We start from the raw sequence: 22525 nt of genomic DNA, 5'->3' as shown, positions 1-22525 counted from the left end.
AAGGATATTTCTTCAAAAATACGCCCAAATTCATCGTACTCGCGTATAAGCTTGAGAAGGGTGATGACTTACGCTTTGCCTTTTTAGCCCTAGGGTAAATTAAAAAAGATGAGCGATTTTACTAAAAATACCGTTGAAGCTCTATTTTAACTACTGTAAAAATAGACAGTTATTATACACAGATTAAAATTTTCCTGTTTTACCCATATTTGGTAGGAGACTCATGGATACCATTACTGTGCGCGGCGCGCGCACTCATAACCTGAAGAATGTGGATTTAGACATTCCACGCGACAAGTTGGTTGTTATTACCGGACTCTCAGGCTCTGGTAAATCCTCGCTGGCGTTTGACACTTTGTACGCGGAAGGACAACGTCGCTATGTAGAGTCTTTGTCCACTTACGCTCGGCAGTTCCTTTCCATGATGGAGAAGCCAGATATTGATCATATCGAAGGTCTGTCACCTGCGATTTCGATTGAGCAGAAGTCAACGTCTCATAACCCACGTTCGACCGTGGGGACAATTACCGAAATCTACGATTATCTTCGACTCTTATTCGCACGAGCGGGCCAGCCTAGATGTCCCGACCATGGAGAGCCACTCGAAGCACAAACCATCTCTCAGATGGTCGATAAGGTCTTATCTCTTCCAGAAGAAAGTAAGATGATGCTGCTCGCGCCGATCGTAAAAGACAGAAAAGGTGAGCACTTACATACGATTAGCGATCTGCTATCTAAAGGCTTTATCCGCGCGCGGATCGATGGTTTGGTGATCGATTTAGATGACGCCCCTGCGTTAGAAAAAAATAAAAAACACACGATTGAAGTCGTCATTGACCGCTTTAAAGTCCGTCAGGATCTAAAGTTGCGTTTAGCCGAATCGTTCGAGACCTGTTTGGCGCTGTCCGATGGTATCGCCAAAGTCATCAACATGGACGAGCCCAAAGACGAACATATTTTCTCCAGTAAATTTGCCTGTCCCGTATGTGGTTACAGCCTAACCGAGCTTGAACCGAGACTCTTCTCTTTTAATAACCCTAATGGCGCATGTCAGACGTGTGATGGGTTAGGCACGCATCAGGTCTTCGACCCTGAGAGAGTCATTCAGGACGAATCGCTGACGCTTGCAGAGGGGGCCATTCGCGGTTGGGGTCGACGAAGTATTTTTTACTTCCAGCAACTCAATGCGTTGGCGAATTTCTATGACTTTGATATCGAATCCAAGTACCGAGACATACCGAAAAAGTTCCAAGATAAGATTCTCTTTGGTTCTGGAAAAGATAAGATCGATTTCGTATACATCAATGAACGTGGCGATAAGATGACGCGCTCACATGTCTTCGAGGGTGTAATTCCAAACTTACAACGACGCTATCGCGAGACCGAGTCAGAAAGCGTACGAGACGATCTTTCTCAGTATATTAGCATTCAGCCGTGTAGCGATTGTGGCGGCTCTCGACTAAACCGTGCCGCTCGCAATGTCTTTATCAGCGAAGAGACATTGCCCGAGGTCGTTAAGCTGCCTATCGCGGAATGCTTGAAGTATTTCGATGAGCTACAGCTGACCGGCGCTAAAGGCGAAATCGCGTCGAAAATACTAAAAGAAATCAAAGACCGACTCACATTCTTAGTTAACGTTGGCCTTGAATATTTAACCTTAGACCGACAGGCGGATACGTTATCAGGCGGCGAAGCACAACGCATACGCCTCGCCAGTCAGATTGGCGCGGGTCTTGTGGGTGTCATGTACATTCTGGACGAACCTTCAATTGGTCTTCACCAACGGGATAACGAGCGTCTCATTCAAACGTTGACTCGTTTACGCGACCTTGGCAATACTGTCATTGTTGTCGAGCATGACGAAGACGCAATCCGTATCGCTGATCACGTGGTCGATATCGGCCCGGGTGCTGGCGTACACGGCGGTGAAGTTATTGTCAGCGGAACGCCAGAAGATATTATGGCGTGTGAAAAATCCGTGACGGGGCAATATCTAAACGGCGTGCGTAAGATCGAGGTTCCTGCTTTACGCCACCCAGCGAAAGAAGGCAAACATCTCACGCTACATGGTGCTAAAGGCAACAACTTAAATAACGTTACGTTGAACATACCGTATGGTGTGATGACATGTGTAACGGGTGTTTCAGGGTCTGGTAAATCAACACTGATTAACGGCACGCTCTTCCCGCTTGCAGCTACGGCACTCAATGGTGCAACAACGCTCAAAGCCGCGCCATACGAAAAAATAGACGGTCTAGACTTATTTGATAAATGTGTCGATATTGACCAAAGCCCAATTGGACGTACTCCGCGCTCAAACCCTGCGACCTATACAGGCATCTTCACACCAATGCGTGAATTATTCTCTGCCACTCAGGAAGCTCGCTCTCGCGGCTACAAGCCGGGACGATTTAGTTTTAACGTGAAAGGCGGACGATGTGAAGCCTGTCAGGGCGACGGTGTGATCAAGGTAGAAATGCACTTTTTACCTGACGTTTATGTACCTTGTGATGTCTGTAAGGGCAAACGATACAACCGTGAAACATTGGAGATCCACTATAAGGGCAAAAACATTCACGAATGTTTGGAAATGACCATCGAAGACGCTCGTGAGTTCTTTGATCCGGTGCCCTCTATTGCGCGTAAGCTACAGACTCTCATTGACGTGGGTCTTGGGTATATCCGACTAGGTCAGGCTGCGACGACGCTATCGGGTGGTGAAGCACAGCGAGTGAAACTAGCTAAAGAGCTTTCTAAGCGCGATACAGGCAAAACGCTGTACATTCTTGATGAACCAACAACGGGGCTTCATTTTGCGGATATAGAGCAGCTGCTTAAGGTATTGCATCGCTTACGTGACCACGGAAATACCATCGTTGTAATCGAACACAATTTGGACGTTGTCAAAACAGCAGATTGGATTGTGGATCTTGGGCCGGAAGGTGGCAGCGGCGGTGGCTATATTATTGCGGAAGGAACACCTGAAAAAGTAGCTAAACACGAGGGTTCACATACCGCTCGATTCTTAAAACCGATGCTTTCTTAGCATAGTGCGATAGTTCCTAGAAAAAGCTCTGTACTAACTTATCCACCGACTTAACATTCAAGTTAGTTGGTGGATAAGTTTAGTTTTTGCGCGACTGCTGTGCTCTCAATGTCTCTTCTTTAATGCGCTTTTATCTAATTAGCCGGTATCGCCTGAGCTCTTATCTAAATCGTGTTTTATCCACATAGTTGTTACAAGATAGTTTTTATCTAAAGAGCCCGCAAGTCTATCTATGTCACAGATACTGTGTACGACTTTTGGCTGTGATCGCTTTCTGTATCTATTCAATCATATGGTTTCTAACAACAAAGTAGCTAGAGAGGATACGAATAAATCGTATAGGCTTGAGTCCTTTTTGAGATACAGCTTATTAAGGCGAGAATGAGCGGGAATATTAACACCTTTCAATCACTCCTAACGAAGGTCGGCTACTTCGTCGAGAGACTAAAAAGACGTGGCGTACTTAAGGTTAAATTCGCGCTCTTTTTACTCTTCGTAAGTTTTCTTGCCAATAGGCTCAATACTAGACAGCAAGACTTACCTAGAATAAAAAAAGCGTTATCCACATGCCAAAGTCAGTGGACTTCTTACACCTTTCTTAGATCTATCCACAATATTCTATCTCGTTGCCTATTAGACAGTTGTGTAGGAATTAATCAGGTTATAAACAGGGTTTTCAACAATCTACCTTTTCATTGCTAATTTTACTGCTGTGGATAATATAAGAACCGCATTTAAGACATTGAACCATTCGGAAAGAAAGAACGAACACATATTTAGATCTAGCACGTTTGCGGCAGAGCGCGCGCAGGATGGCGACGAGTCACCATCACGACCTAACTGATCACTAATCTAGGAAAAAATAACCCAAGACAGTTGTTCTGCATTCGACTCAGCATCTATGAGTTGTCACAGCTAAAACTTAGAGTGCAGGCTTTAAGGTGGCGTTTCTTTACTCAACGGAGGCGAAAGCGAAAGCAAACACAAGCGCAAAGCATGTGACGCACGGACTTGGGGGGATAAATCTCGGGCATAAAAAAACCGGACTATTGTCCGGTTTTTTGGTATTTCGAGAACTGATTACTCAGCTTCTGCTTCCGCAACTGGTCGATCAACCAATTCAACGTAAGCCATTGGTGCGTTGTCTCCAGCGCGGAAACCGCACTTAAGGATACGTACGTAACCGCCTGGACGGTTTTGGTAACGTGGACCTAGTTCTGAGAACAATTTACCAACTGCATCTTTGCTACGAGTACGAGCAAATGCAAGGCGACGATTCGCAACGGAATCTTCTTTCGCCAATGTGATTAGTGGCTCAGCAACGCGACGAAGTTCTTTGGCTTTCGGCAACGTAGTTTTAATAACTTCGTGCTCGAATAAAGAAGCAGCCATATTTTTGAACATCGCTTTACGATGAGAGCTAGTACGGTTTAAGTGACGTCCACTCTTACGATGACGCATTTTTAATTCCTTACCAAACTACGGTGGTCATGGAACAATGACCTAGCGAGCTAGTACCTTGCTGTCGTCTTTTAAACTAGCCGGTGGCCAGTTTTCTAGACGCATACCCAAAGACAAACCGCGCTGTGCTAAAACATCTTTAATTTCGGTTAACGACTTCTTACCTAAGTTAGGCGTCTTAAGAAGCTCAACTTCAGTACGTTGGATTAGGTCACCGATATAGTAAATATTTTCTGCCTTCAGACAGTTAGCACTGCGAACAGTTAACTCAAGATCATCAACCGGGCGTAGCAAAATCGGATCAATTTCATCCTCTTCTTCTTCAACAACTGCTTCGCTTTCGCTTTCAAGCGCTACGAAGACAGCAATTTGCTGTTGAAGAATAGTCGCTGCACGACGAATTGCTTCTTCAGGGTCGATAGTACCATTAGATTCGATGTCTAGGACAAGTTTATCCAAATCAGTACGTTGCTCAACACGAGCATTATCAACACTGTAAGCCACACGGCGAACAGGACTGAAAGAGGCATCCAGTTGCAAACGACCTATTGGACGAGTCTCATCGTCGCTGGCAACACGAGCGTCAGCAGGCTCATAACCACGACCACGAGCGACTTTGATCTGCATGTTTAACTCTGCAGTGTCATCTAAGTGCGCAATAACATGATCTGGGTTAGATATTTCAGAGTCCGTTACTAACTGGATATCACCAGCAGTTACGACACCTGGGCCTTTTTTACTCAAAGTCAGAGTTGCTTCATCTTGCCCGTGTAGAGCGATCGCAACTCCTTTAAGGTTAAGAAGAATTTCAATTACGTCTTCTTTTACCCCTTCAATCGCACTGTATTCATGCAATACTCCGTCGATTTCAACCTCGACAATTGCACAACCAGGCATTGAAGACAGCAGTATACGGCGTAACGCGTTACCCAAAGTGTGACCAAAACCACGTTCTAGTGGTTGTAGCGTCACTTTAGCGCGAGTACTGCTAATTTCCTGTACTTCAATGTTGCGTGGGGTTAACAATTCGCTCACTGAACGCTGCATAGATCCACCTATTTCATTATCCTAATCGTCAATTAACTATTACTTAGAGTAAAGTTCGACGATTAGGTTCTCATTAATTTCAGCTGACAAATCGGCACGCTCTGGAGCAGCTTTGAAAGTTGCTTCCAATTTAGTAGCGTCTACTTCAATCCAATGGATAGAAGTACGATTTTTAGATAGCTCTAGTGCGTTTTGTATACGCAACTGCTTCTTAGCTTTTTCACGGATAGAAACAACATCACCAGCTTTAACTTGGTAAGATGCAACGTTAACCGTTTCGCCGTTCACTAGAATGCCTTTGTGACCTACTAGCTGACGGGCTTCCGCACGTGTAGAACCAAAACCTGCGCGGTATACAACGTTATCTAGACGAGATTCTAGAAGTTGTAGAAGGTTCTCACCAGTCGCACCTTTGATACGAGCTGCGTGCTTATAGTAATTACGGAATTGCTTTTCCAATACGCCGTATGTACGACGAACTTTTTGCTTTTCACGAAGCTGAAGGCCGTAATCAGATAGACGACCACGACGTGCACCATGCACACCAGGAACCGTTTCTGCTTTACATTTTGATTCAAGAGCGCGAGCGCCACTCTTAAGAAGCAAATCTGTGCCTTCACGACGAGACAGCTTACAAGTTGGACCTAAATAACGAGCCATGTGTCTGTCTCCTCTTAAACGCGACGTTTCTTAGGCGGACGGCAACCATTGTGTGGAATTGGCGTCACGTCTGTGATGTTGTTAATGCGCAGACCTAATGCATTTAATGCACGTACTGCGGACTCACGACCAGGACCAGGGCCCTTGATCATTACGTCTACGTTTTTAAGACCGAACTCTTGAGCAACTGCTCCAGCTCGTTCTGCCGCAACCTGAGCTGCGAATGGTGTACTCTTACGAGAACCACGGAAGCCTGATCCACCTGCAGTAGCCCATGATAGAGCGTTACCTTGGCGGTCAGTGATAGTCACGATCGTGTTGTTAAACGACGCGTGTACATGAGCAACACCGTCGACAACCGTCTTTTTGACTTTCTTCTTGGTGCTGCGCGCTGCTGGCTTAGCCATATTGCACTTTCCTATCTAATGCTCAGCTTTAGCCTTTCTCTTAGCTAAAGCGAAACGCGTTAATATTACTTACGAATTGGCTTACGAGGGCCTTTTCGTGTACGAGCGTTCGTTTTGGTACGTTGACCACGAACTGGTAAGCTGCGGCGATGACGAATACCGCGATTACAGCCTAGATCCATCAAACGTTTGATAGACATGCTGACTTCACGACGTAGATCACCTTCTACAGTGTAGTTAGCAACTTCACCACGTAGTTGGTCAAGGACTTCATCACTCAAAGAACCGATCTTCGCAGTTTCAGCAACACCAGTTGCTGCACATATAGAGCGAGAACGTGTGCGACCGATTCCGAAGATGTAAGTCAGAGAAATGACCGCATGTTTATTGTCAGGAATATTGACACCGGCTATACGAGCCATTCACTTTACTCCGTTGTTATGGATGATTAACTCATCACTTTGCTTTTACAAGGGCGGCAGATTATGCCCAATTCTCGGACAAAAATCAACCACCCTATCCCATCATCGAGTAATAACTCAATTAACCTTGACGTTGCTTATGACGAGGTTCAGCTTTACAAATTACTCGAACTGAGCCGTTACGACGAACGACCTTGCAGTTACGACAGATTTTTTTTACAGATGCACGTACTTTCATGTTCAACTCCAACCTATGCTTAACGCATTAGGCCATTTGGACCATAACCAGTCAGATTAGACTTTTTCATTAATGACTCGTACTGATGACTCATTAAGTGACTTTGTACTTGAGACATAAAGTCCATTACCACGACAACTACAATCAACATTGAAGTACCGCCGAAATAGAATGGAACATTCCACAAGACTACAAAGAACTGAGGCATTAGCGACACAAGAGTGATGTACAACGCACCAAACAGTGTCAATCGTGTCATTACACCATCGATATATCGAGCTGTATGATCGCCTGGACGAATTCCCGGCAAAAACGCACCGGATTTCTTTAAGTTATCTGCCACATCTTTAGGGTTGAACACCAGCGCTGTGTAAAAGAAGCAAAAGAATACAATTGCTATCGCAAACAACAGCACATATAGCGGTTGCCCAGGAGCTAGAGCCAACGAAACATTTTGCAGCCACTCCATACCTTCCCCTTGACCAAACCATTGGCCAATTGAAGCTGGAAATAGCAAGATACTAGAAGCAAAGATAGGTGGAATAACACCAGCCATGTTTACTTTTAGTGGCAAATGACTCTTCTGTGCGGCAAAAACCTTTTTGCCTTGTTGACGCTTAGCGTAATTAACCGTAATGCGACGCTGACCACGTTCGATGAATACAACGAACGCGACGGTTGCAATGGCTAGCACACCAATTAACAACAAAGCTAGAATATTTATATCGCCTTGGCGAGCCGATTCAAATGACTGACCTAGAGCAGAAGGAAGGCCGGCAACAATACCAGCAAAGATTAAGATAGAGATACCATTACCGATACCTTTCTCTGTAACCTGTTCACCTAACCACATCAAGAACACTGTACCTGCTACCAGAGTTACGACTGCAACTGCGTAGAACTCGATACCAGAACTGAAAGAAATACCCTGACTTGCTAGTCCAACCGCCATTGAGGCAGACTGAACTAATGCAAGGAGTACCGTTCCGTAACGTGTATATTGAGTGATTTTACGGCGTCCTGCTTCACCTTCCTTTTTGAGCTGCTCTAGCTGCGGACTCACTACTGTAAGTAACTGCATAATGATCGAGGCAGAAATGTACGGCAGAATACCTAGAGCAAAAATACTCATTCTCTCTAGTGCGCCACCTGAGAATACGTTAAATAAACTCAGAATTGTGCCTTCATTTTGATCAAACAGTGCTGAAAGCCTATCAGGGTTAATACCCGGAACAGGGATATGAGCACCGATACGATATACAATAATTGCTAAGAATACGAAACGAATACGAGACCAAAGTTCGCTTAGTCCGCTTTGCATTCCAGCTGGTAGTGAGCCACGCTTTGCCATTTATTCCTCGACTTTTCCGCCAGCTGCTTCAATAGCAGCGCGAGCACCTTTAGTCACCTTAAGACCACGAACAGTAACCGCTTTGTCGATAGAACCTGACAAAATAACACGTGCTGTTTTGATCTGATGACCAATGATGTCTGCGCCTTTAAGAGCAGCCAAATCTACAACTTCAGCATTTACTGCTGCTAGCTCATTCAAACGAATTTCAGCAACATACTTAGCCTGACGTGATGTGAAACCGAATTTTGGCAGACGACGCTGCAAAGGCATTTGACCACCTTCAAAACCAGGTTTTACTGAGCCACCAGAACGAGACTTAAGACCTTTATGGCCACGTCCGCCTGTTTTGCCCAAGCCGCTACCGATACCGCGACCAACACGTTTAGGAGCATGCTTGCTACCTTCGCCAGGACGAATGGTATTTAGGAACATGTTATTCTCCTACTACTTTAACCATGTAATAAACTTTATTGACCATGCCGCGTACCGCTGGAGTATCCTCAAGCTCACGACGCTGACCAACTTTCTTAAGACCCAAGCCTCTAACTGTTTCACGGTGCTTTGGAAGACGACCGATCGGGCTGCGGGTCAATTGTACTGTGATGGTATTATTAGCCATGCCAGATTACCCCAAAATTTGATCGACAGACTTGCCGCGCTTAGCCGCAACCTGCTCAGGTGCTTTCATGTCCTGCAAACCTTTGATCGTTGCGCGAACAACGTTTACTGGGTTTGTAGAACCGTAACATTTTGCCAATACGTTGTGTACGCCAGCGATTTCAAGAACCGCACGCATAGCACCACCGGCAATTACACCAGTACCTTGTGAAGCAGGCTGCATGTAAACTTTAGAAGCGCCATGTGCTGCTTTTACTGGGTATTGTAAAGTATCACCGTCTAGTCGAACGGAAACCATGTTACGACGAGCTTGTTCCATTGCTTTTTGAATAGCTTGAGGAACTTCGCGAGCCTTACCACGACCGAAACCAACTTTACCGTTGCCATCACCAACTACTGTTAGCGCAGTGAAAGAGAAGATACGACCACCCTTTACAACTTTAGCAACACGGTTTACCTGAACTAGCTTCTCTTGTAGATCGCTAGTTTGTTGTTCATTAACTGCCATTTGCTTCCCCTTAGAACTCTAGACCAGCCTCACGAGCAGCGTCAGCTAGAGCTTGAACGCGACCGTGGTATTTGAAGCCTGAACGATCGAAAGCGACCGCAGTGACACCTGCTTCTTTTGCTCGCTCAGCAATCAAAGCACCTACTTTAGAAGCAGCATCTTTGTTACCAGTAGCGCCAGAACGTAGGCTTTCGTCCAAAGTAGAAGCGCTTGCTAGCACTGTGCTACCACATGGCGAAATTACTTGGGCATACATGTGACGAGGAGTACGGTGTACAGTAAGACGATTCGCACCTAGGTCACGAATATGCAAACGTGCTTTGCGAGCACGACGAATTCGAGATTGTTTCTTAGTGATCATGAATGCTTACCTACTTTTTCTTAGCTTCTTTACGACGAACATGTTCGTCAGCATAGCGTACACCCTTGCCTTTATATGGCTCTGGTGGACGGAAACCGCGAACTTCAGCTGCAACCTGACCAACGGCTTGTTTATCAACGCCCTTAATCACGATTTCAGTTTGAGAAGTACACTCTGCAGTGATACCTTCTGGTAGTTCGTAGTCAACTGGATGAGAGAAACCAAGAGATAGGTTTAGCACCTTGCCTTTAACAGCAGCACGGTAACCAACACCTTGTAACAAAAGTTTCTTTTCGAAACCTTGGCTTACACCAACAACCATGTTGTTTACTAGTGCACGTGTAGTACCAGCTAGAGCACGGCTCTGCTTAGCACCATCGCGTGCTGCAAAAGTAAGAACACTCTCTTCTTTTTTAACTTCAACGCTTGTGTGTACGTCTAGCTCTAAAGAACCTTTAGCGCCTTTTACGACGATATTTTGGCCTTTTAAAGCAGCTTCTACACCACTAGGAAGCGTCACGGGACTATTAGCAACTCGAGACATACTAACTCCTAGAATACTGTGCAGATTACTTCGCCGCCAACACCAGCAGCGCGAGCTGCACGGTCAGTCATCAAACCTTTAGAGGTAGAGATGATTGCAACACCTAAACCTGCTTCTACTTTTGGTAGATTGTTAGATGCTTTGTACTGACGCAAACTTGGGCGAGAAACGCGTTTAATTTCTTCGATTACCGGCTTACCTTCGTAGTATTTCAACTCGATAGTAAGGGTCGGCTTTACACCTTCTTCTACGGAATAGTCTGTAACGTAACCTTCTTCACGTAGAACATTGGCTAATGACACCTTCATTTTTGATGAAGGCATGCTAACAGATGTCTTAGCTGCCATCTGAGCATTACGGATACGAGTGAACATATCCGCAAGTGTATCTTGCATACTCATTTAAGAGCTCCTAAATAAAAAACCATTGTGCAGCAAATAGAGCTCGCGCATAGTACACAGCAGCGAGCGGAATGTCCAGAAGTTTTCCAGACACCCCCTCACTGCAATGTATTATGATCGCGCTCTACTTGCTTACCAACTAGCTTTCTTCAAGCCTGGTACGTCGCCACGCATTGCCGCTTCACGAAGCTTGATGCGTGATAGACCGAAGCGACGGTATACACCGTGCGGACGACCAGTTACCTGACAACGATTACGTTGGCGAGAAGAAGATGAGTCACGAGGAAGCGCCTGCAACTTAAGAGTTGCTTCCCATTTCTCATCGTCCGATGCATTAACGTCGTTAATGATCGCTTTTAGAGCAGCACGCTTTTCAGCATACTTCGCTACTAACTTGGTACGCTTTGCTTCGCGTTGAACCATCGATACTTTTGCCATGATTCCTACCTCTTATTTCTTGAAAGGGAAACTAAAGGCGGCTAGCAAAGCACGACCTTCTTCGTCGGTACGAGCGGTTGTTGTGATAGTGATATCAAGACCACGTACACGATCAACTTTATCGTAATCGATTTCTGGGAAGATGATCTGCTCTTTAACACCCATGCTGTAGTTACCGCGACCGTCGAATGATTTCGGGTTCAAACCACGGAAGTCACGGATACGTGGGATAGCGACGTCTACTAGACGATCGAAGAAATCCCACATACGCTCACCACGTAGAGTAACTTTACAACCGATCGGGTAACCGTCACGGATTTTAAAGCCTGCTACTGATTTACGAGCCTTAGTAACTACTACTTTCTGGCCGCTAAGGGCTTGAAGATCATTTACCGCATGTTCAAGAAGTTTCTTGTCTGCGATAGCTTCACCAACACCCATATTTAACGTAATTTTAGTGATTTTCGGCACTTCCATTACATTTTTGTAGTCAAACTGTTCAGTCAGTTTAGCTACAACTTGATCTGTATAAACTTGCTTAAGTCTCGCCATGGCTATAATTCTCGCTCTTAGGCGTCGATCGCTTCACTGTTAGATTTGAAAACACGTACTTTCGTACCGTCTTCATTCACTTTAAAGCCGACGCGATCCGCTTTACCTGTAGCAGTGTTAAAAATTGCTACGTTAGAAATTTGGATAGGTGCTTCTTTTTCAACGATGCCGCCAGTTGTGCCCTTCATAGGGTTTGGCTTCTCATGTTTCTTGATCATATTGATACCAGAAACAAGAACACGACTCTCGTCTACTACCTTAACAACTTTGCCGCGCTTGCCTTTATCTTTACCAGCAATTACAACAACTTCGTCGTCACGTTTGATTTTACGCATTATGTCCCCCTCCTCTTACAGCACTTCAGGCGCAAGAGAAACAATTTTCATGAATTGCTCTGTACGCAACTCACGTGTAACAGGGCCAAAGATACGAGTACCAAGAGGCTGCCCTGAAGCGTTCAATAGAACCGCAGAGTTTACATCAAAGCGGATAATAGAACCATCTGGACGACGAACACCTTTCTTAGTTCTAACGACAACTGCGTCTAAAACCTGCCCTTTCTTAACACGACCACGAGGGATCGCTTCTTTAACTGTGACCTTGATGATGTCACCGATAGCAGCATAACGACGATGAGAGCCACCCAGTACTTTAATACACTGAACGCGCTTTGCGCCGCTGTTATCTGCTACATCAAGCATCGATTCCGTTTGAATCATTGCTGCTCTCCAATCAAATTAGATAACGAGTCTCACGAAGTAACAGCTTATAAAGCTGCTACTTTCTGAACTACCTGAACCAGTTTCCAAGTCTTAGACTTAGAGTAAGGGCGACATTCAACCACCGTTACCGTATCACCGATTTGGCATTCATTGTTTTCATCGTGAGCATGTAGCTTAGAAGAACGACGAACAAACTTACCGTATAGTGGGTGTTTTTCCGTACGTTCAACTAGTACTGTGATGGACTTATCCATCTTATCGCTTACCACTTTACCAGTAGCAATACGCGCTTTAGTTTCTGCACTCATTTTAGTTACCTGCCTTATCGTTAAGCACGGTTTTAACACGTGCGATATTGCGGCGAACTTCTGAGAGCAAATGACTTTGCGCTAACTGACCTGTGGCTTTCTGCATACGCAGAGTGAATTGCTCACGTAACAGTTCGATCAACGTCTCTTGTAGCTCAGCTACAGACTTTTCTTGCAGTTCTTTTGCTTTCATCTACATCACCGTACGCGTTACGAAAGTTGTGGACAAAGGAAGCTTAGCTGCGGCTAGTGCGAATGCCTCGCGTGCTAGCTGCTCTGAAACACCCTCAACTTCATAAAGCATTTTACCAGGTTGAATCTGTGCAACCCAGTATTCTACGCTACCCTTACCTTTACCTTGACGAACCTCTAGAGGTTTCTGAGTAATCGGCTTATCAGGGAATACACGAATCCAGATTTTACCACCACGTTTGATGTGACGCGTCATTGCACGACGAGCCGCTTCAATTTGACGAGCGGTGATACGACCACGAGCGGTCGATTTCAATCCGAATTCACCAAAGCTAACTTGGTTACCGCGCAACGCCAAACCACGGTTGCGGCCTTTTTGCATTTTGCGGAACTTAGTACGTTTAGGTTGTAACATGACTTACTACCCCTTACTTAGACTTCTTCTTTTGTGCGCCTTTCTCAGCACGCACTTGTTCAATACCGCCCAAGATTTCGCCTTTGAAGATCCACACTTTAACACCGATAATACCGTATGTTGTGCTTGCTTCATAAGTAGCGTAGTCAATGTCAGCGCGTAGAGTGTGTAGAGGCACACGACCTTCGCGGTACCATTCTGCACGTGCAATTTCTGCACCGCCCAGACGACCACTTACCTGAACCTTGATACCTTTCGCGCCAGCACGCATAGCATTCTGAACCGCACGCTTCATAGCACGACGGAACATAACACGACGTTCAAGCTGGCCAGCGATATTCTGAGCAACTAGCTTAGAATCAAGTTCTGGCTTACGAATTTCTTCGATGTTGATGTGAACTGGTACGCCCATCATCTTAGAAACTGCATTACGTAGTTTCTCAACATCTTCACCCTTCTTACCAATCACGATGCCCGGACGAGCAGTGTGAATAGTAATACGAGCAGTTTGTGCAGGACGCTGAATCTCAATACGAGATACAGATGCCTGAACTAATTTCTCTTCTAGGTACTTACGAACCTGAAGATCGTTTAGTAGTAGCTTAGAGTAGTTTTGATTGTTCGCATACCAAGTAGAAGTATGATCTTTAACTATCCCTAGGCGAATTCCAGTTGGATGAACCTTCTGACCCATTGGGTTTCTCCTAATTAGTCAGCGACTTTAACTGTAATGTGGCAACCGCGTTTCAAAATACGATCAGCACGGCCTTTAGCGCGTGGCATAATACGCTTCAAAGTCATCGCTTCGTCAACGTAAATCGTAGATACACGCAAGTCATCGATGTCTGCGCCTTCGTTATGCTCAGCATTAGCTACAGCAGACTCAAGCACTTTCTTAACAATCGCTGCCGCTTTCTTAGGACTGAACGCCAAAATGTTCAGTGCATCGCTTACAGACTTGCCGCGAATTTGATCTGCAACCAAACGGGCCTTCTGCGCTGAGAGGCGAGCACCTTTTAATGAAGCACTTACTTCACTCATGATTATACCCCTTATTTACCGTTTGGCTTTCTTGTCCGCAGCATGACCCTTGTACGTACGGGTCGGAGCGAACTCACCCAATTTATGACCGACCATGTCTTCAGTTACAAGAACTGGGACATGCTGGCGACCATTATGGACAGCGATAGTCAACCCAACAAATTCTGGGAAGATAGTAGAACGGCGAGACCAAGTTTTGATTGGTCGACGATCACTTTTCTCTACCGCAGCCTCTACCTTTTTCAACAAATGAAGGTCGATAAATGGACCTTTTTTTAGTGAACGTGGCACAGTCGTTTCCTCTTATTACTTAGTACGACGACGTACAATAAGTTTATCAGTACGCTTGTTCTTGCGTGTCTTGTAGCCTTTAGTAGGCACGCCCCATGGTGTTACCGGGTGACGACCACCAGATGAACGACCTTCACCACCACCGTGTGGGTGATCAACCGGGTTCATTGCCGCACCGCGAACAGTTGGGCGAACACCGCGCCAGCGCTTAGCACCAGCTTTACCAAGAACACGCAAACTGTGCTCAGAGTTAGATACTTCACCTAGAGTTGCACGACACTCAGTCAATACTTTACGCATTTCACCTGAGCGAAGACGTAATGTTACATAACGACCTTCACGAGCAACCAACTGAGCAGATGCACCAGCAGAACGTGCGATTTGCGCACCTTTGCCAGGCTTAAGCTCAACACAGTGAACCACACTACCTACAGGAATATTTTGCAAAGGCAAAGTATTACCTGGTTTGATAGGGGCATCTGAGCCACTAGATACAACAGTACCAGCCGCCATACCTTTGGAAGCGATAATGTAGCGACGCTCACCATCAGCATATTTAACTAGCGCAATATTTGCAGAACGGTTTGGATCATATTCCAAACGCTCGACTACCGCTGTGATTCCATCTTTATTACGACGGAAATCGATCATACGGTAATGCTGCTTATGACCACCACCTACGTGACGAGTAGTGATGCGTCCGTTGTTGTTACGACCACCAGATTTGCTTTTTTTATCTAGCAAAGGAGCGTAAGGTGCGCCTTTGTGCAAATCGTTGTTAACAACTTTAACAACGTGACGACGGCCTGCAGATGTTGGCTTACTTTTTACAACAGCCATTGACCTATCTCCCCTTATTCAGCGCCCATGAAGTCGATTTCTTGACCTTCAGCTAAACGAACGTATGCTTTTTTCACATCGTTACGCTTACCTAGGCCGCGAACCGTACGCTTTGTTTTACCTTTTTGGTTCAACGTGCGAACAGATTCTACTTTCACTTCAAACAACGCTTCGATTGCTTGTTTAATTTCAGGTTTTGTAGCATCACCTGTCACTCGAAAAACGTACTGACCGTTGCCTTCAGCAACGATAGTCGCTTTCTCAGAGATGTGCGGACCTAACAAAACTTTATAAATGCGTTCGCCGATCATGCTAGTGCCTCCTCAACTTGTTTCAGAGCACCAACTGTCACCAACACTTTGTCGTATGCAATCAAGCTAACAGGATCGATAGACGCAGCATCGCACACGCCTACATTCGGAATGTTACGCGCAGCCAAAAACAGGTTGTCATCTAAATCATGAGAAACAACCAACGCGTTTTCTACATTCAACTCTGCCATTTTTGCTTTGAAAAGCTTAGTTTTTGGAGCGTCAATTTTAAGCTCCTCAACTACAACAAGACGGTCTTTACGAGCAAGCTCAGACCAGATGGTGCGCAATGCTGCACGATACATCTTCTTGTTTACTTTCTGAGAGTGGTCTTGTGGTTTAGCAGCGAATGTTACACCACCAGAACGCCATAGAGGACTACGAATAGTACCTGCACGAGCGCGACCAGAACCTTTTTGTTTCCAAGGCTTACGACCACCGCCAGCTACTTCAGAGCGAGTTTTTTGAGCGCGTGTACCCTGACGAGCACCTGCCAAGTATGCTGTAACAACTTGGTGTACTAGTGCTTCGTTGTACTCACGAGCAAAGGTTACATCAGAAACTTCAACCGTTCCTTCAGCACCTGTCAAATTCAAGTTCATTGTCTATTCCTCTTAGCGTGCTTTAACAGCTGGTTGAAGAACAACGTCACCGTTAGTCGCGCCAGGAACCGCACCTTTTACAAGGATAAGGTTACGCTCAGCATCTACACGAACAACTTCTAGAGATTGTGTAGTTACTTGAGCCGCGCCCATGTGACCTGCCATCTTTTTGCCTTTCCAAACACGACCAGGTGTTTGACATTGACCGATAGAACCAGGAGCACGGTGAGACAATGAGTTACCGTGTGTAGCATCTTGCATACTGAAATTATGACGCTTAATGCCACCTTGGAAGCCTTTACCCTTAGATTGACCAGTTACGTCAACTGTGGTTACAGACTCGAAATCAGCAACTGTTAGCTCATCACCAACATTGATTTCTTTTTCGCCACCTGCCAGGCGGAACTCCCATAAACCACGACCCGCTTCAACGTTCGCTTTTGCAAAGTGACCTGCAGCAGCTTTGTTTACACGGTTTGCACGGCGCTCACCAACAGTTACTTGAACAGCGCTATAGCCGTCAGTTTCTGCTGTTTTCACCTGTGTTACGCGGTTCGGTTCTACCTCGATGACGGTTACTGGCACGGATACACCATCTTCATTGAAGATACGTGTCATTCCGGCTTTGCGTCCGACTAATTGAATAGCCATTTTTTACCTCGTTTGCCAGTTGTGTACGGGGCTATCACCCGCTACGGCTGACCATTCCAGGCCATTCCACTAATGTGCTTAGGCCAACTGATTACCAGCTGGTTATCGCACCCCTAAACTTTGAGAATTAACCCAAAGAAATTTGTACTTCCACGCCTGCCGCAAGATCTAGTTTCATAAGAGCGTCAACAGTTTTCTCTGTTGGCTCTACGATGTCTAGAACACGTTTATGTGTGCGGATTTCGTATTGATCACGTGCATCTTTGTTCACGTGAGGAGAAATCAACACTGTATAACGTTCTTTGCGAGTAGGAAGCGGAATAGGTCCACGTACTTGAGCGCCTGTGCGCTTAGCAGTGTCCACAATCTCTTGCGTTGAAGCATCAATCAGACGGTGATCGAACGCTTTCAAACGAATACGGATTTTTTGGCTTTGCATTTCCAACTCCAAATACAATGTTTTGAGCAACTCAACTGTATACTTTTTGAGCCACTATCCTTTTTTAAGGACGGCGAATTCTAGCCACTATAAAATTGGTTGTCAAGTAACCAATTTTAAAAGCTAAAAATTTTGATCAAAAAACAAAAAAGGCCGCTCGAAAAATCGAGCAGCCTTTTTTAGCTAATTAAATAAAAGATTCGTAGAATCGATTATTTAAGAACTTTAGCTACAACACCAGCACCAACTGTACGACCACCTTCACGGATCGCGAAACGAAGACCTTCGTCCATCGCGATTGGGTGAATTAGAGTAACAGTCATCTGGATGTTATCACCAGGCATAACCATTTCAACGCCTTCTGGAAGCTCACAAGCACCAGTTACGTCAGTAGTACGGAAGTAGAACTGTGGACGGTAACCTTTGAAGAATGGAGTGTGACGACCACCTTCATCTTTACCTAGAACGTATACTTCAGCTTCGAACTCAGTGTGAGGATTGATAGAACCTGGAGCAGCCAATACTTGACCACGCTGAACTTCTTCACGCTTAGTACCACGTAGAAGTGCACCGATGTTCTCACCCGCACGACCTTCGTCAAGAAGCTTACGGAACATCTCAACACCAGTACAAGTAGTTTTAGTAGTTTCTTTGATACCTACGATTTCTACTTCGTCACCAGTATTGATGATACCGCGCTCTACACGACCAGTTACTACAGTACCACGGCCTTGGATAGAGAATACGTCCTCGATAGGCATGATGAATGCACCGTCGATCGCACGCTCTGGCTCAGGGATGTAAGAGTCTAGAGTTTCAACTAGAGTCTTAACAGCAGTTGTACCCATTTCGTTATCGTCTTCACCGTTCAATGCCATTAGAGCAGAACCTGGGATGATTGGAGTGTCATCACCTGGGAAGTCGTATTCAGAAAGAAGGTCACGTAGTTCCATGTCTACCAACTCAAGCATTTCTGCGTATTCTTCAGAGTCAGCACCGCCACAGTCTTCAGCAAGAAGGTCTGCTTTGTTTAGGAATACTACGATGTATGGTACACCTACTTGACGAGAAAGAAGGATGTGCTCACGAGTCTGAGGCATAGGGCCGTCAGTCGCACCACATACTAGGATCGCGCCGTCCATTTGAGCAGCACCTGTGATCATGTTTTTAACATAATCGGCGTGTCCTGGGCAGTCTACGTGTGCGTAGTGACGGATTGTAGAATCATATTCAACGTGAGACGTTGCGATTGTGATACCACGCTCACGCTCTTCAGGAGCGTTGTCGATACCGTCAAATGCAACAGCTTCACCACCGAATACTTCTGCACATACGCGAGTTAGCGCTGCAGTTAGAGTAGTTTTACCGTGGTCAACGTGACCGATAGTACCAACGTTAACGTGTGGTTTATTACGTTCGAACTTTTCTTTTGCCATGATACATACACCTTAAATATTAGTAAGTATGATGATTAATTTTCATATTTGATGATCGCGTCTGCCACACTAGCTGGCGCTTCAGCGTACTTTAGGAATTCCATTGCATAACTTGCACGCCCTTGCGACAAGCTACGCACATCAGTTGCATAACCAAACATCTCACCTAAAGGCACTTCTGCTCGGATAATTTTACCTGACGGGGAATCGTCCATTCCCTGAACAAGACCACGGCGACGATTCAGGTCTCCCATTACGTCTCCCATGTACTCTTCAGGAGTTACAACTTCTACTTTCATCACTGGCTCAAGTACACAAGGATCAGCATCAGCCGCACCCTTCTTCAAGCCTTGAGAAGCTGCAATTTTAAAGGCCATTTCGTTAGAGTCAACATCATGGTAGGAACCATCAAACAATATTACCTTAAGCCCCAATAATGGGTAGCCTGCGATAACACCGTTTTTCATTTGCTCTGCGATGCCTTTCTCTACTGCTGGTATATATTCCTTCGGAATAGCACCACCAACAATCTCGTTTACAAACTCAAGACCTTCAGTATCTGAAGGTATAAGTTTCATAACAACGTGGCCATATTGTCCACGACCACCAGATTGGCGCGCAAATTTGTGGTTAACTTCCACTTCTTTGCGAATTTTTTCTCGGTATGAAACTTGGGGATTACCAATATTCGCCTCAACTTTAAACTCGCGACGCATACGGTCAACGATAATGTCGAGGTGAAGCTCTCCCATACCGGATATAATTGTCTGACCTGTCTCTTCATGTGTTTCAACACGAAAAGACGGATCTTCTTGCGCCAATTTACCCAGCGCAATACCCATTTTCTCTTGATCCGCTTGAGATCTAGGCTCAACCGCAACAGAAATAACAGGTTCTGGAAACTCCATGCGCTCTAAAACAACGACTTTTTTCTGATCACAGAGTGTGTCGCCCGTTGTTACGTCTTTCATACCGATCAACGCAGCAATATCTCCGGCTCGCACTTCTTTGATTTCTTGCCTGTCATTAGAGTGCATTTGCACCATACGACCTACACGCTCACGCTTTTGTTTCACTGAGTTGTAAACCGCATCACCAGAGCTTAGCACTCCGGAATATACTCGTACGAAAGTTAGTGACCCAACAAATGGGTCAGTGGCAATCTTGAACGCCAAAGATGCGAACGGAGCCTCGTCATCAGCCTCTCGACTAACAGACGTTTCACCGTCATCCAACGTCCCTTCAATTGCCTTAACTTCAAGCGGCGAAGGCATATATTCAACAACAGCATCAAGCACAGCTTGAACACCTTTGTTTTTAAACGCCGAACCACACGTTACGAGCACCAATTCATTTGCCAAAGTACGCTGACGTAAGCCAGCCTTGATTTCCTCGATAGATAAATCGCCCTCTTCAAGGTACTTATCCATCAATTCTTCATTTGCTTCAGCTGCGGCCTCAAGCATTTGCTCACGCCACGTTTGAGCCTCTTCAACTAAATCAGCTGGAATTTCTTCAAGCTCATAAGTCATCCCCTGATCTGATTCATTCCACATAATTGCTTTCATGAGAACCAGATCAACGACACCTTTAAAGCCTTCTTCCGTACCTATGTTGATTTGAATAGGAACAGCGTTCGCGTTTAAACGCTCTTTCATCTGCTCCACAACACTGAAGAAGTCAGCACCAGTACGGTCCATTTTATTAACAAACACCATACGAGGAACCTCGTACTTATTTGCTTGACGCCATACTGTTTCGGTTTGAGGCTGAACACCGGAAGAGCCACAAAGAACCACGACTGCACCATCCAACACACGTAACGAACGCTCCACTTCTATCGTGAAGTCTACGTGCCCTGGCGTATCAATAATATTGATTCGGTGCTGATCAAACTGTTGACTCATACCACTCCAGAAACAAGTTGTTGCTGCTGAAGTGATAGTGATACCGCGTTCTTGCTCTTGCTCCATCCAATCCATGGTAGCTGCACCATCGTGCACCTCACCAATTTTATGGGACAGACCAGTATAGAACAGAACGCGTTCAGTTGTAGTCGTTTTTCCAGCATCAACGTGTGCACAAATACCGATGTTACGATAGCGGTTGATGGGAGTTTTACGTGCCACTTTGTTTGTCTCTCCGGACGATTAGAATCGGTAGTGCGAGAATGCTTTGTTCGCTTCTGCCATACGGTGAACGTCTTCACGTTTCTTAACAGCAGAACCTTTGTTCTCAGCAGCATCTAGAATTTCACCCGCTAAACGTAGCGCCATGGATTTTTCGCCACGCTTACGAGAAGCTTCTACCAACCAACGCATAGACAAAGCTGCACGACGAGCTGGACGAACCTCTACAGGTACTTGGTAAGTCGCACCACCTACACGGCGAGATTTAACCTCTACCATTGGTTGGATTGATTCTAGTGCTTTTTCGAAAACCGACATTGGGTCTTCTGATTTAGTGCGTGTTGCAACAGTGTCTAGCGCTTTGTAAACAATGCTCTCTGCTACAGACTTCTTACCACTAACCATTACATGGTTAATGAATTTTGCAAGAAGTTGACTTCCGTGCTTAGGATCTGGAAGTACTTCACGCTTTGCGACGACGCGTCTTCTAGGCATGTCTATGTCCTCTTCAGGTTAGCCCGAGACAAACTAGTTAATCTGCTCGGCCTTACTTTAATAAAATTATGTTTCTAAACGATGAAATAAGCTTAAGTTATTAACTTGAAACTTACTTAGGACGCTTAGTACCGTACTTAGAACGGCCCTGTTTACGATTTTGTACGCCTGAAGTATCCAAGCTACCACGAACTGTGTGGTAACGAACACCTGGAAGGTCTTTTACACGACCGCCACGAATCAGCACTACGCTGTGTTCTTGCAGGTTGTGACCTTCACCACCGATGTAGGAAGTTACTTCAAAGCCGTTCGTCAAGCGAACACGACATACTTTACGCAAAGCCGAGTTAGGCTTTTTAGGCGTAGTAGTGTATACACGTGTGCAGACGCCACGGCGTTGCGGACAAGCTTGTAACGCAGGTACGTCACTTTTTGCCACTTTACGTTTACGTGGTTTACGAACCAACTGGTTAACGGTTGCCATTATACAAGCTCCACAAATCCAATACTTATGACGGATATCGTCAAAATTAAGGAGGCGCAAGTGTAATTTGCGCCTATAAAACAGTCAATAGGGAGGAGACTAAAAAATCACC

The 22525-nt window shown here is 45.4% G+C and carries 33 protein-coding genes; 1 reads left to right on the top strand and 32 read right to left on the bottom strand.

Annotated features, from left to right (window positions below; translation table 11 throughout):
* Positions 1–223 precede the first annotated feature (223 nt).
* Positions 224–3046 (top strand): excinuclease ABC subunit UvrA, encoded by a 2823-nt coding sequence (gene uvrA, locus MARME_RS01340; RefSeq protein WP_013659475.1) that lies wholly within the window; start codon positions 224–226, stop codon positions 3044–3046.
* A gap of 1080 nt (positions 3047–4126) precedes the next feature.
* Here the strand turns inward: uvrA and rplQ are convergent.
* From rplQ to rpsL, 32 genes are all read right to left on the bottom strand, one after another.
* The gene (rplQ, locus tag MARME_RS01335) at positions 4127–4507 is read right to left on the bottom strand and encodes a 50S ribosomal protein L17 (protein ID WP_013659474.1); all 381 of its coding nucleotides are present in this window, start codon (positions 4505–4507) and stop codon (positions 4127–4129) included.
* A 42-nt stretch (positions 4508–4549) separates the two neighbouring features.
* The gene (locus tag MARME_RS01330; RefSeq protein ID WP_013659473.1) at positions 4550–5554 is read right to left on the bottom strand and encodes a DNA-directed RNA polymerase subunit alpha; all 1005 of its coding nucleotides are present in this window, start codon (positions 5552–5554) and stop codon (positions 4550–4552) included.
* 39 nt (positions 5555–5593) lie between these two features.
* A complete protein-coding gene (gene rpsD, locus MARME_RS01325) occupies positions 5594–6214 on the bottom strand; it encodes a 30S ribosomal protein S4 (RefSeq protein ID WP_013659472.1) in 621 nt (206 codons plus the stop codon).
* 14 nt (positions 6215–6228) lie between these two features.
* Positions 6229–6621, bottom strand: coding sequence for a 30S ribosomal protein S11 (gene rpsK / locus MARME_RS01320; RefSeq protein ID WP_013659471.1), 393 nt, complete (start codon positions 6619–6621; stop codon positions 6229–6231).
* A gap of 65 nt (positions 6622–6686) precedes the next feature.
* A complete protein-coding gene (gene rpsM / locus MARME_RS01315) occupies positions 6687–7043 on the bottom strand; it encodes a 30S ribosomal protein S13 (RefSeq protein ID WP_013659470.1) in 357 nt (118 codons plus the stop codon).
* Between the two features lie 121 nt (positions 7044–7164).
* Positions 7165–7281: a 50S ribosomal protein L36 gene (rpmJ, locus tag MARME_RS01310; protein ID WP_013659469.1), complete on the bottom strand. Its 117-nt coding sequence runs from the start codon at positions 7279–7281 to the stop codon at positions 7165–7167.
* Positions 7282–7300: 19 nt separating this feature from the next.
* The gene (gene secY / locus MARME_RS01305; protein WP_013659468.1) at positions 7301–8632 is read right to left on the bottom strand and encodes a preprotein translocase subunit SecY; all 1332 of its coding nucleotides are present in this window, start codon (positions 8630–8632) and stop codon (positions 7301–7303) included.
* Entirely contained in the window at positions 8633–9067 is a 435-nt protein-coding gene (rplO, locus tag MARME_RS01300) for a 50S ribosomal protein L15 (protein WP_013659467.1), read from the bottom strand.
* 1 nt (position 9068) lies between these two features.
* The gene (rpmD, locus tag MARME_RS01295; protein WP_013659466.1) at positions 9069–9254 is read right to left on the bottom strand and encodes a 50S ribosomal protein L30; all 186 of its coding nucleotides are present in this window, start codon (positions 9252–9254) and stop codon (positions 9069–9071) included.
* 6 nt (positions 9255–9260) lie between these two features.
* Positions 9261–9761, bottom strand: a complete 501-nt coding sequence (gene rpsE, locus MARME_RS01290; RefSeq protein WP_013659465.1) for a 30S ribosomal protein S5 — start codon at positions 9759–9761, stop codon at positions 9261–9263.
* A 10-nt stretch (positions 9762–9771) separates the two neighbouring features.
* Positions 9772–10122 (bottom strand): 50S ribosomal protein L18, encoded by a 351-nt coding sequence (gene rplR / locus MARME_RS01285; protein ID WP_013659464.1) that lies wholly within the window; start codon positions 10120–10122, stop codon positions 9772–9774.
* 10 nt (positions 10123–10132) lie between these two features.
* Complete coding sequence (rplF, locus tag MARME_RS01280; RefSeq protein WP_013659463.1) at positions 10133–10666, bottom strand: 50S ribosomal protein L6; 534 nt, start codon at positions 10664–10666, stop codon at positions 10133–10135.
* Between the two features lie 8 nt (positions 10667–10674).
* The gene (gene rpsH, locus MARME_RS01275) at positions 10675–11067 is read right to left on the bottom strand and encodes a 30S ribosomal protein S8 (protein WP_013659462.1); all 393 of its coding nucleotides are present in this window, start codon (positions 11065–11067) and stop codon (positions 10675–10677) included.
* A gap of 132 nt (positions 11068–11199) precedes the next feature.
* Positions 11200–11505 carry a 30S ribosomal protein S14 gene (gene rpsN / locus MARME_RS01270; RefSeq protein WP_013659461.1) on the bottom strand — a complete coding sequence of 102 codons (306 nt, stop codon included), beginning with the start codon at positions 11503–11505 and terminating at the stop codon, positions 11200–11202.
* A gap of 12 nt (positions 11506–11517) precedes the next feature.
* Entirely contained in the window at positions 11518–12057 is a 540-nt protein-coding gene (gene rplE, locus MARME_RS01265) for a 50S ribosomal protein L5 (RefSeq protein ID WP_013659460.1), read from the bottom strand.
* Between the two features lie 17 nt (positions 12058–12074).
* Positions 12075–12392 carry a 50S ribosomal protein L24 gene (rplX, locus tag MARME_RS01260; RefSeq protein ID WP_013659459.1) on the bottom strand — a complete coding sequence of 106 codons (318 nt, stop codon included), beginning with the start codon at positions 12390–12392 and terminating at the stop codon, positions 12075–12077.
* A 15-nt stretch (positions 12393–12407) separates the two neighbouring features.
* The gene (rplN, locus tag MARME_RS01255) at positions 12408–12776 is read right to left on the bottom strand and encodes a 50S ribosomal protein L14 (protein WP_013659458.1); all 369 of its coding nucleotides are present in this window, start codon (positions 12774–12776) and stop codon (positions 12408–12410) included.
* Between the two features lie 47 nt (positions 12777–12823).
* A complete protein-coding gene (rpsQ, locus tag MARME_RS01250) occupies positions 12824–13087 on the bottom strand; it encodes a 30S ribosomal protein S17 (protein WP_013659457.1) in 264 nt (87 codons plus the stop codon).
* A gap of 1 nt (position 13088) precedes the next feature.
* Entirely contained in the window at positions 13089–13280 is a 192-nt protein-coding gene (gene rpmC / locus MARME_RS01245) for a 50S ribosomal protein L29 (protein ID WP_013659456.1), read from the bottom strand.
* Entirely contained in the window at positions 13281–13694 is a 414-nt protein-coding gene (gene rplP, locus MARME_RS01240; protein ID WP_013659455.1) for a 50S ribosomal protein L16, read from the bottom strand. It abuts the gene before it with no gap.
* 13 nt (positions 13695–13707) lie between these two features.
* On the bottom strand, positions 13708–14388 hold the full coding sequence (rpsC, locus tag MARME_RS01235; protein WP_013659454.1) for a 30S ribosomal protein S3: 681 nt from the start codon (positions 14386–14388) through the stop codon (positions 13708–13710).
* A gap of 14 nt (positions 14389–14402) precedes the next feature.
* Positions 14403–14735, bottom strand: coding sequence for a 50S ribosomal protein L22 (rplV, locus tag MARME_RS01230; RefSeq protein ID WP_013659453.1), 333 nt, complete (start codon positions 14733–14735; stop codon positions 14403–14405).
* Between the two features lie 15 nt (positions 14736–14750).
* Entirely contained in the window at positions 14751–15026 is a 276-nt protein-coding gene (gene rpsS / locus MARME_RS01225; protein ID WP_013659452.1) for a 30S ribosomal protein S19, read from the bottom strand.
* Between the two features lie 15 nt (positions 15027–15041).
* Complete coding sequence (gene rplB / locus MARME_RS01220) at positions 15042–15866, bottom strand: 50S ribosomal protein L2 (protein ID WP_013659451.1); 825 nt, start codon at positions 15864–15866, stop codon at positions 15042–15044.
* 14 nt (positions 15867–15880) lie between these two features.
* Complete coding sequence (rplW, locus tag MARME_RS01215; RefSeq protein ID WP_013659450.1) at positions 15881–16177, bottom strand: 50S ribosomal protein L23; 297 nt, start codon at positions 16175–16177, stop codon at positions 15881–15883.
* Positions 16174–16779: a 50S ribosomal protein L4 gene (rplD, locus tag MARME_RS01210; protein WP_013659449.1), complete on the bottom strand. Its 606-nt coding sequence runs from the start codon at positions 16777–16779 to the stop codon at positions 16174–16176. Before rplD ends, rplW begins: the two co-directional genes overlap by 4 nt.
* A gap of 12 nt (positions 16780–16791) precedes the next feature.
* Positions 16792–17430 carry a 50S ribosomal protein L3 gene (rplC, locus tag MARME_RS01205; RefSeq protein WP_013659448.1) on the bottom strand — a complete coding sequence of 213 codons (639 nt, stop codon included), beginning with the start codon at positions 17428–17430 and terminating at the stop codon, positions 16792–16794.
* Positions 17431–17557: 127 nt separating this feature from the next.
* Positions 17558–17869, bottom strand: coding sequence for a 30S ribosomal protein S10 (gene rpsJ, locus MARME_RS01200; protein WP_012071937.1), 312 nt, complete (start codon positions 17867–17869; stop codon positions 17558–17560).
* A 212-nt stretch (positions 17870–18081) separates the two neighbouring features.
* A complete protein-coding gene (gene tuf, locus MARME_RS01195; RefSeq protein ID WP_013659447.1) occupies positions 18082–19305 on the bottom strand; it encodes an elongation factor Tu in 1224 nt (407 codons plus the stop codon).
* Between the two features lie 35 nt (positions 19306–19340).
* On the bottom strand, positions 19341–21434 hold the full coding sequence (fusA, locus tag MARME_RS01190) for an elongation factor G (RefSeq protein WP_013659446.1): 2094 nt from the start codon (positions 21432–21434) through the stop codon (positions 19341–19343).
* A gap of 21 nt (positions 21435–21455) precedes the next feature.
* On the bottom strand, positions 21456–21929 hold the full coding sequence (gene rpsG, locus MARME_RS01185; RefSeq protein ID WP_013659445.1) for a 30S ribosomal protein S7: 474 nt from the start codon (positions 21927–21929) through the stop codon (positions 21456–21458).
* A 112-nt stretch (positions 21930–22041) separates the two neighbouring features.
* The gene (gene rpsL, locus MARME_RS01180; RefSeq protein WP_013659444.1) at positions 22042–22413 is read right to left on the bottom strand and encodes a 30S ribosomal protein S12; all 372 of its coding nucleotides are present in this window, start codon (positions 22411–22413) and stop codon (positions 22042–22044) included.
* Positions 22414–22525 lie beyond the last annotated feature (112 nt).

This window comes from Marinomonas mediterranea MMB-1 (assembly GCF_000192865.1).
Classification (GTDB): Bacteria; Pseudomonadota; Gammaproteobacteria; order Pseudomonadales; family Marinomonadaceae; genus Marinomonas; species Marinomonas mediterranea.
The sequence above is the reverse complement of the archived record's forward strand: the minus strand, read 5'-3'. Positions and strand labels throughout refer to the sequence as shown.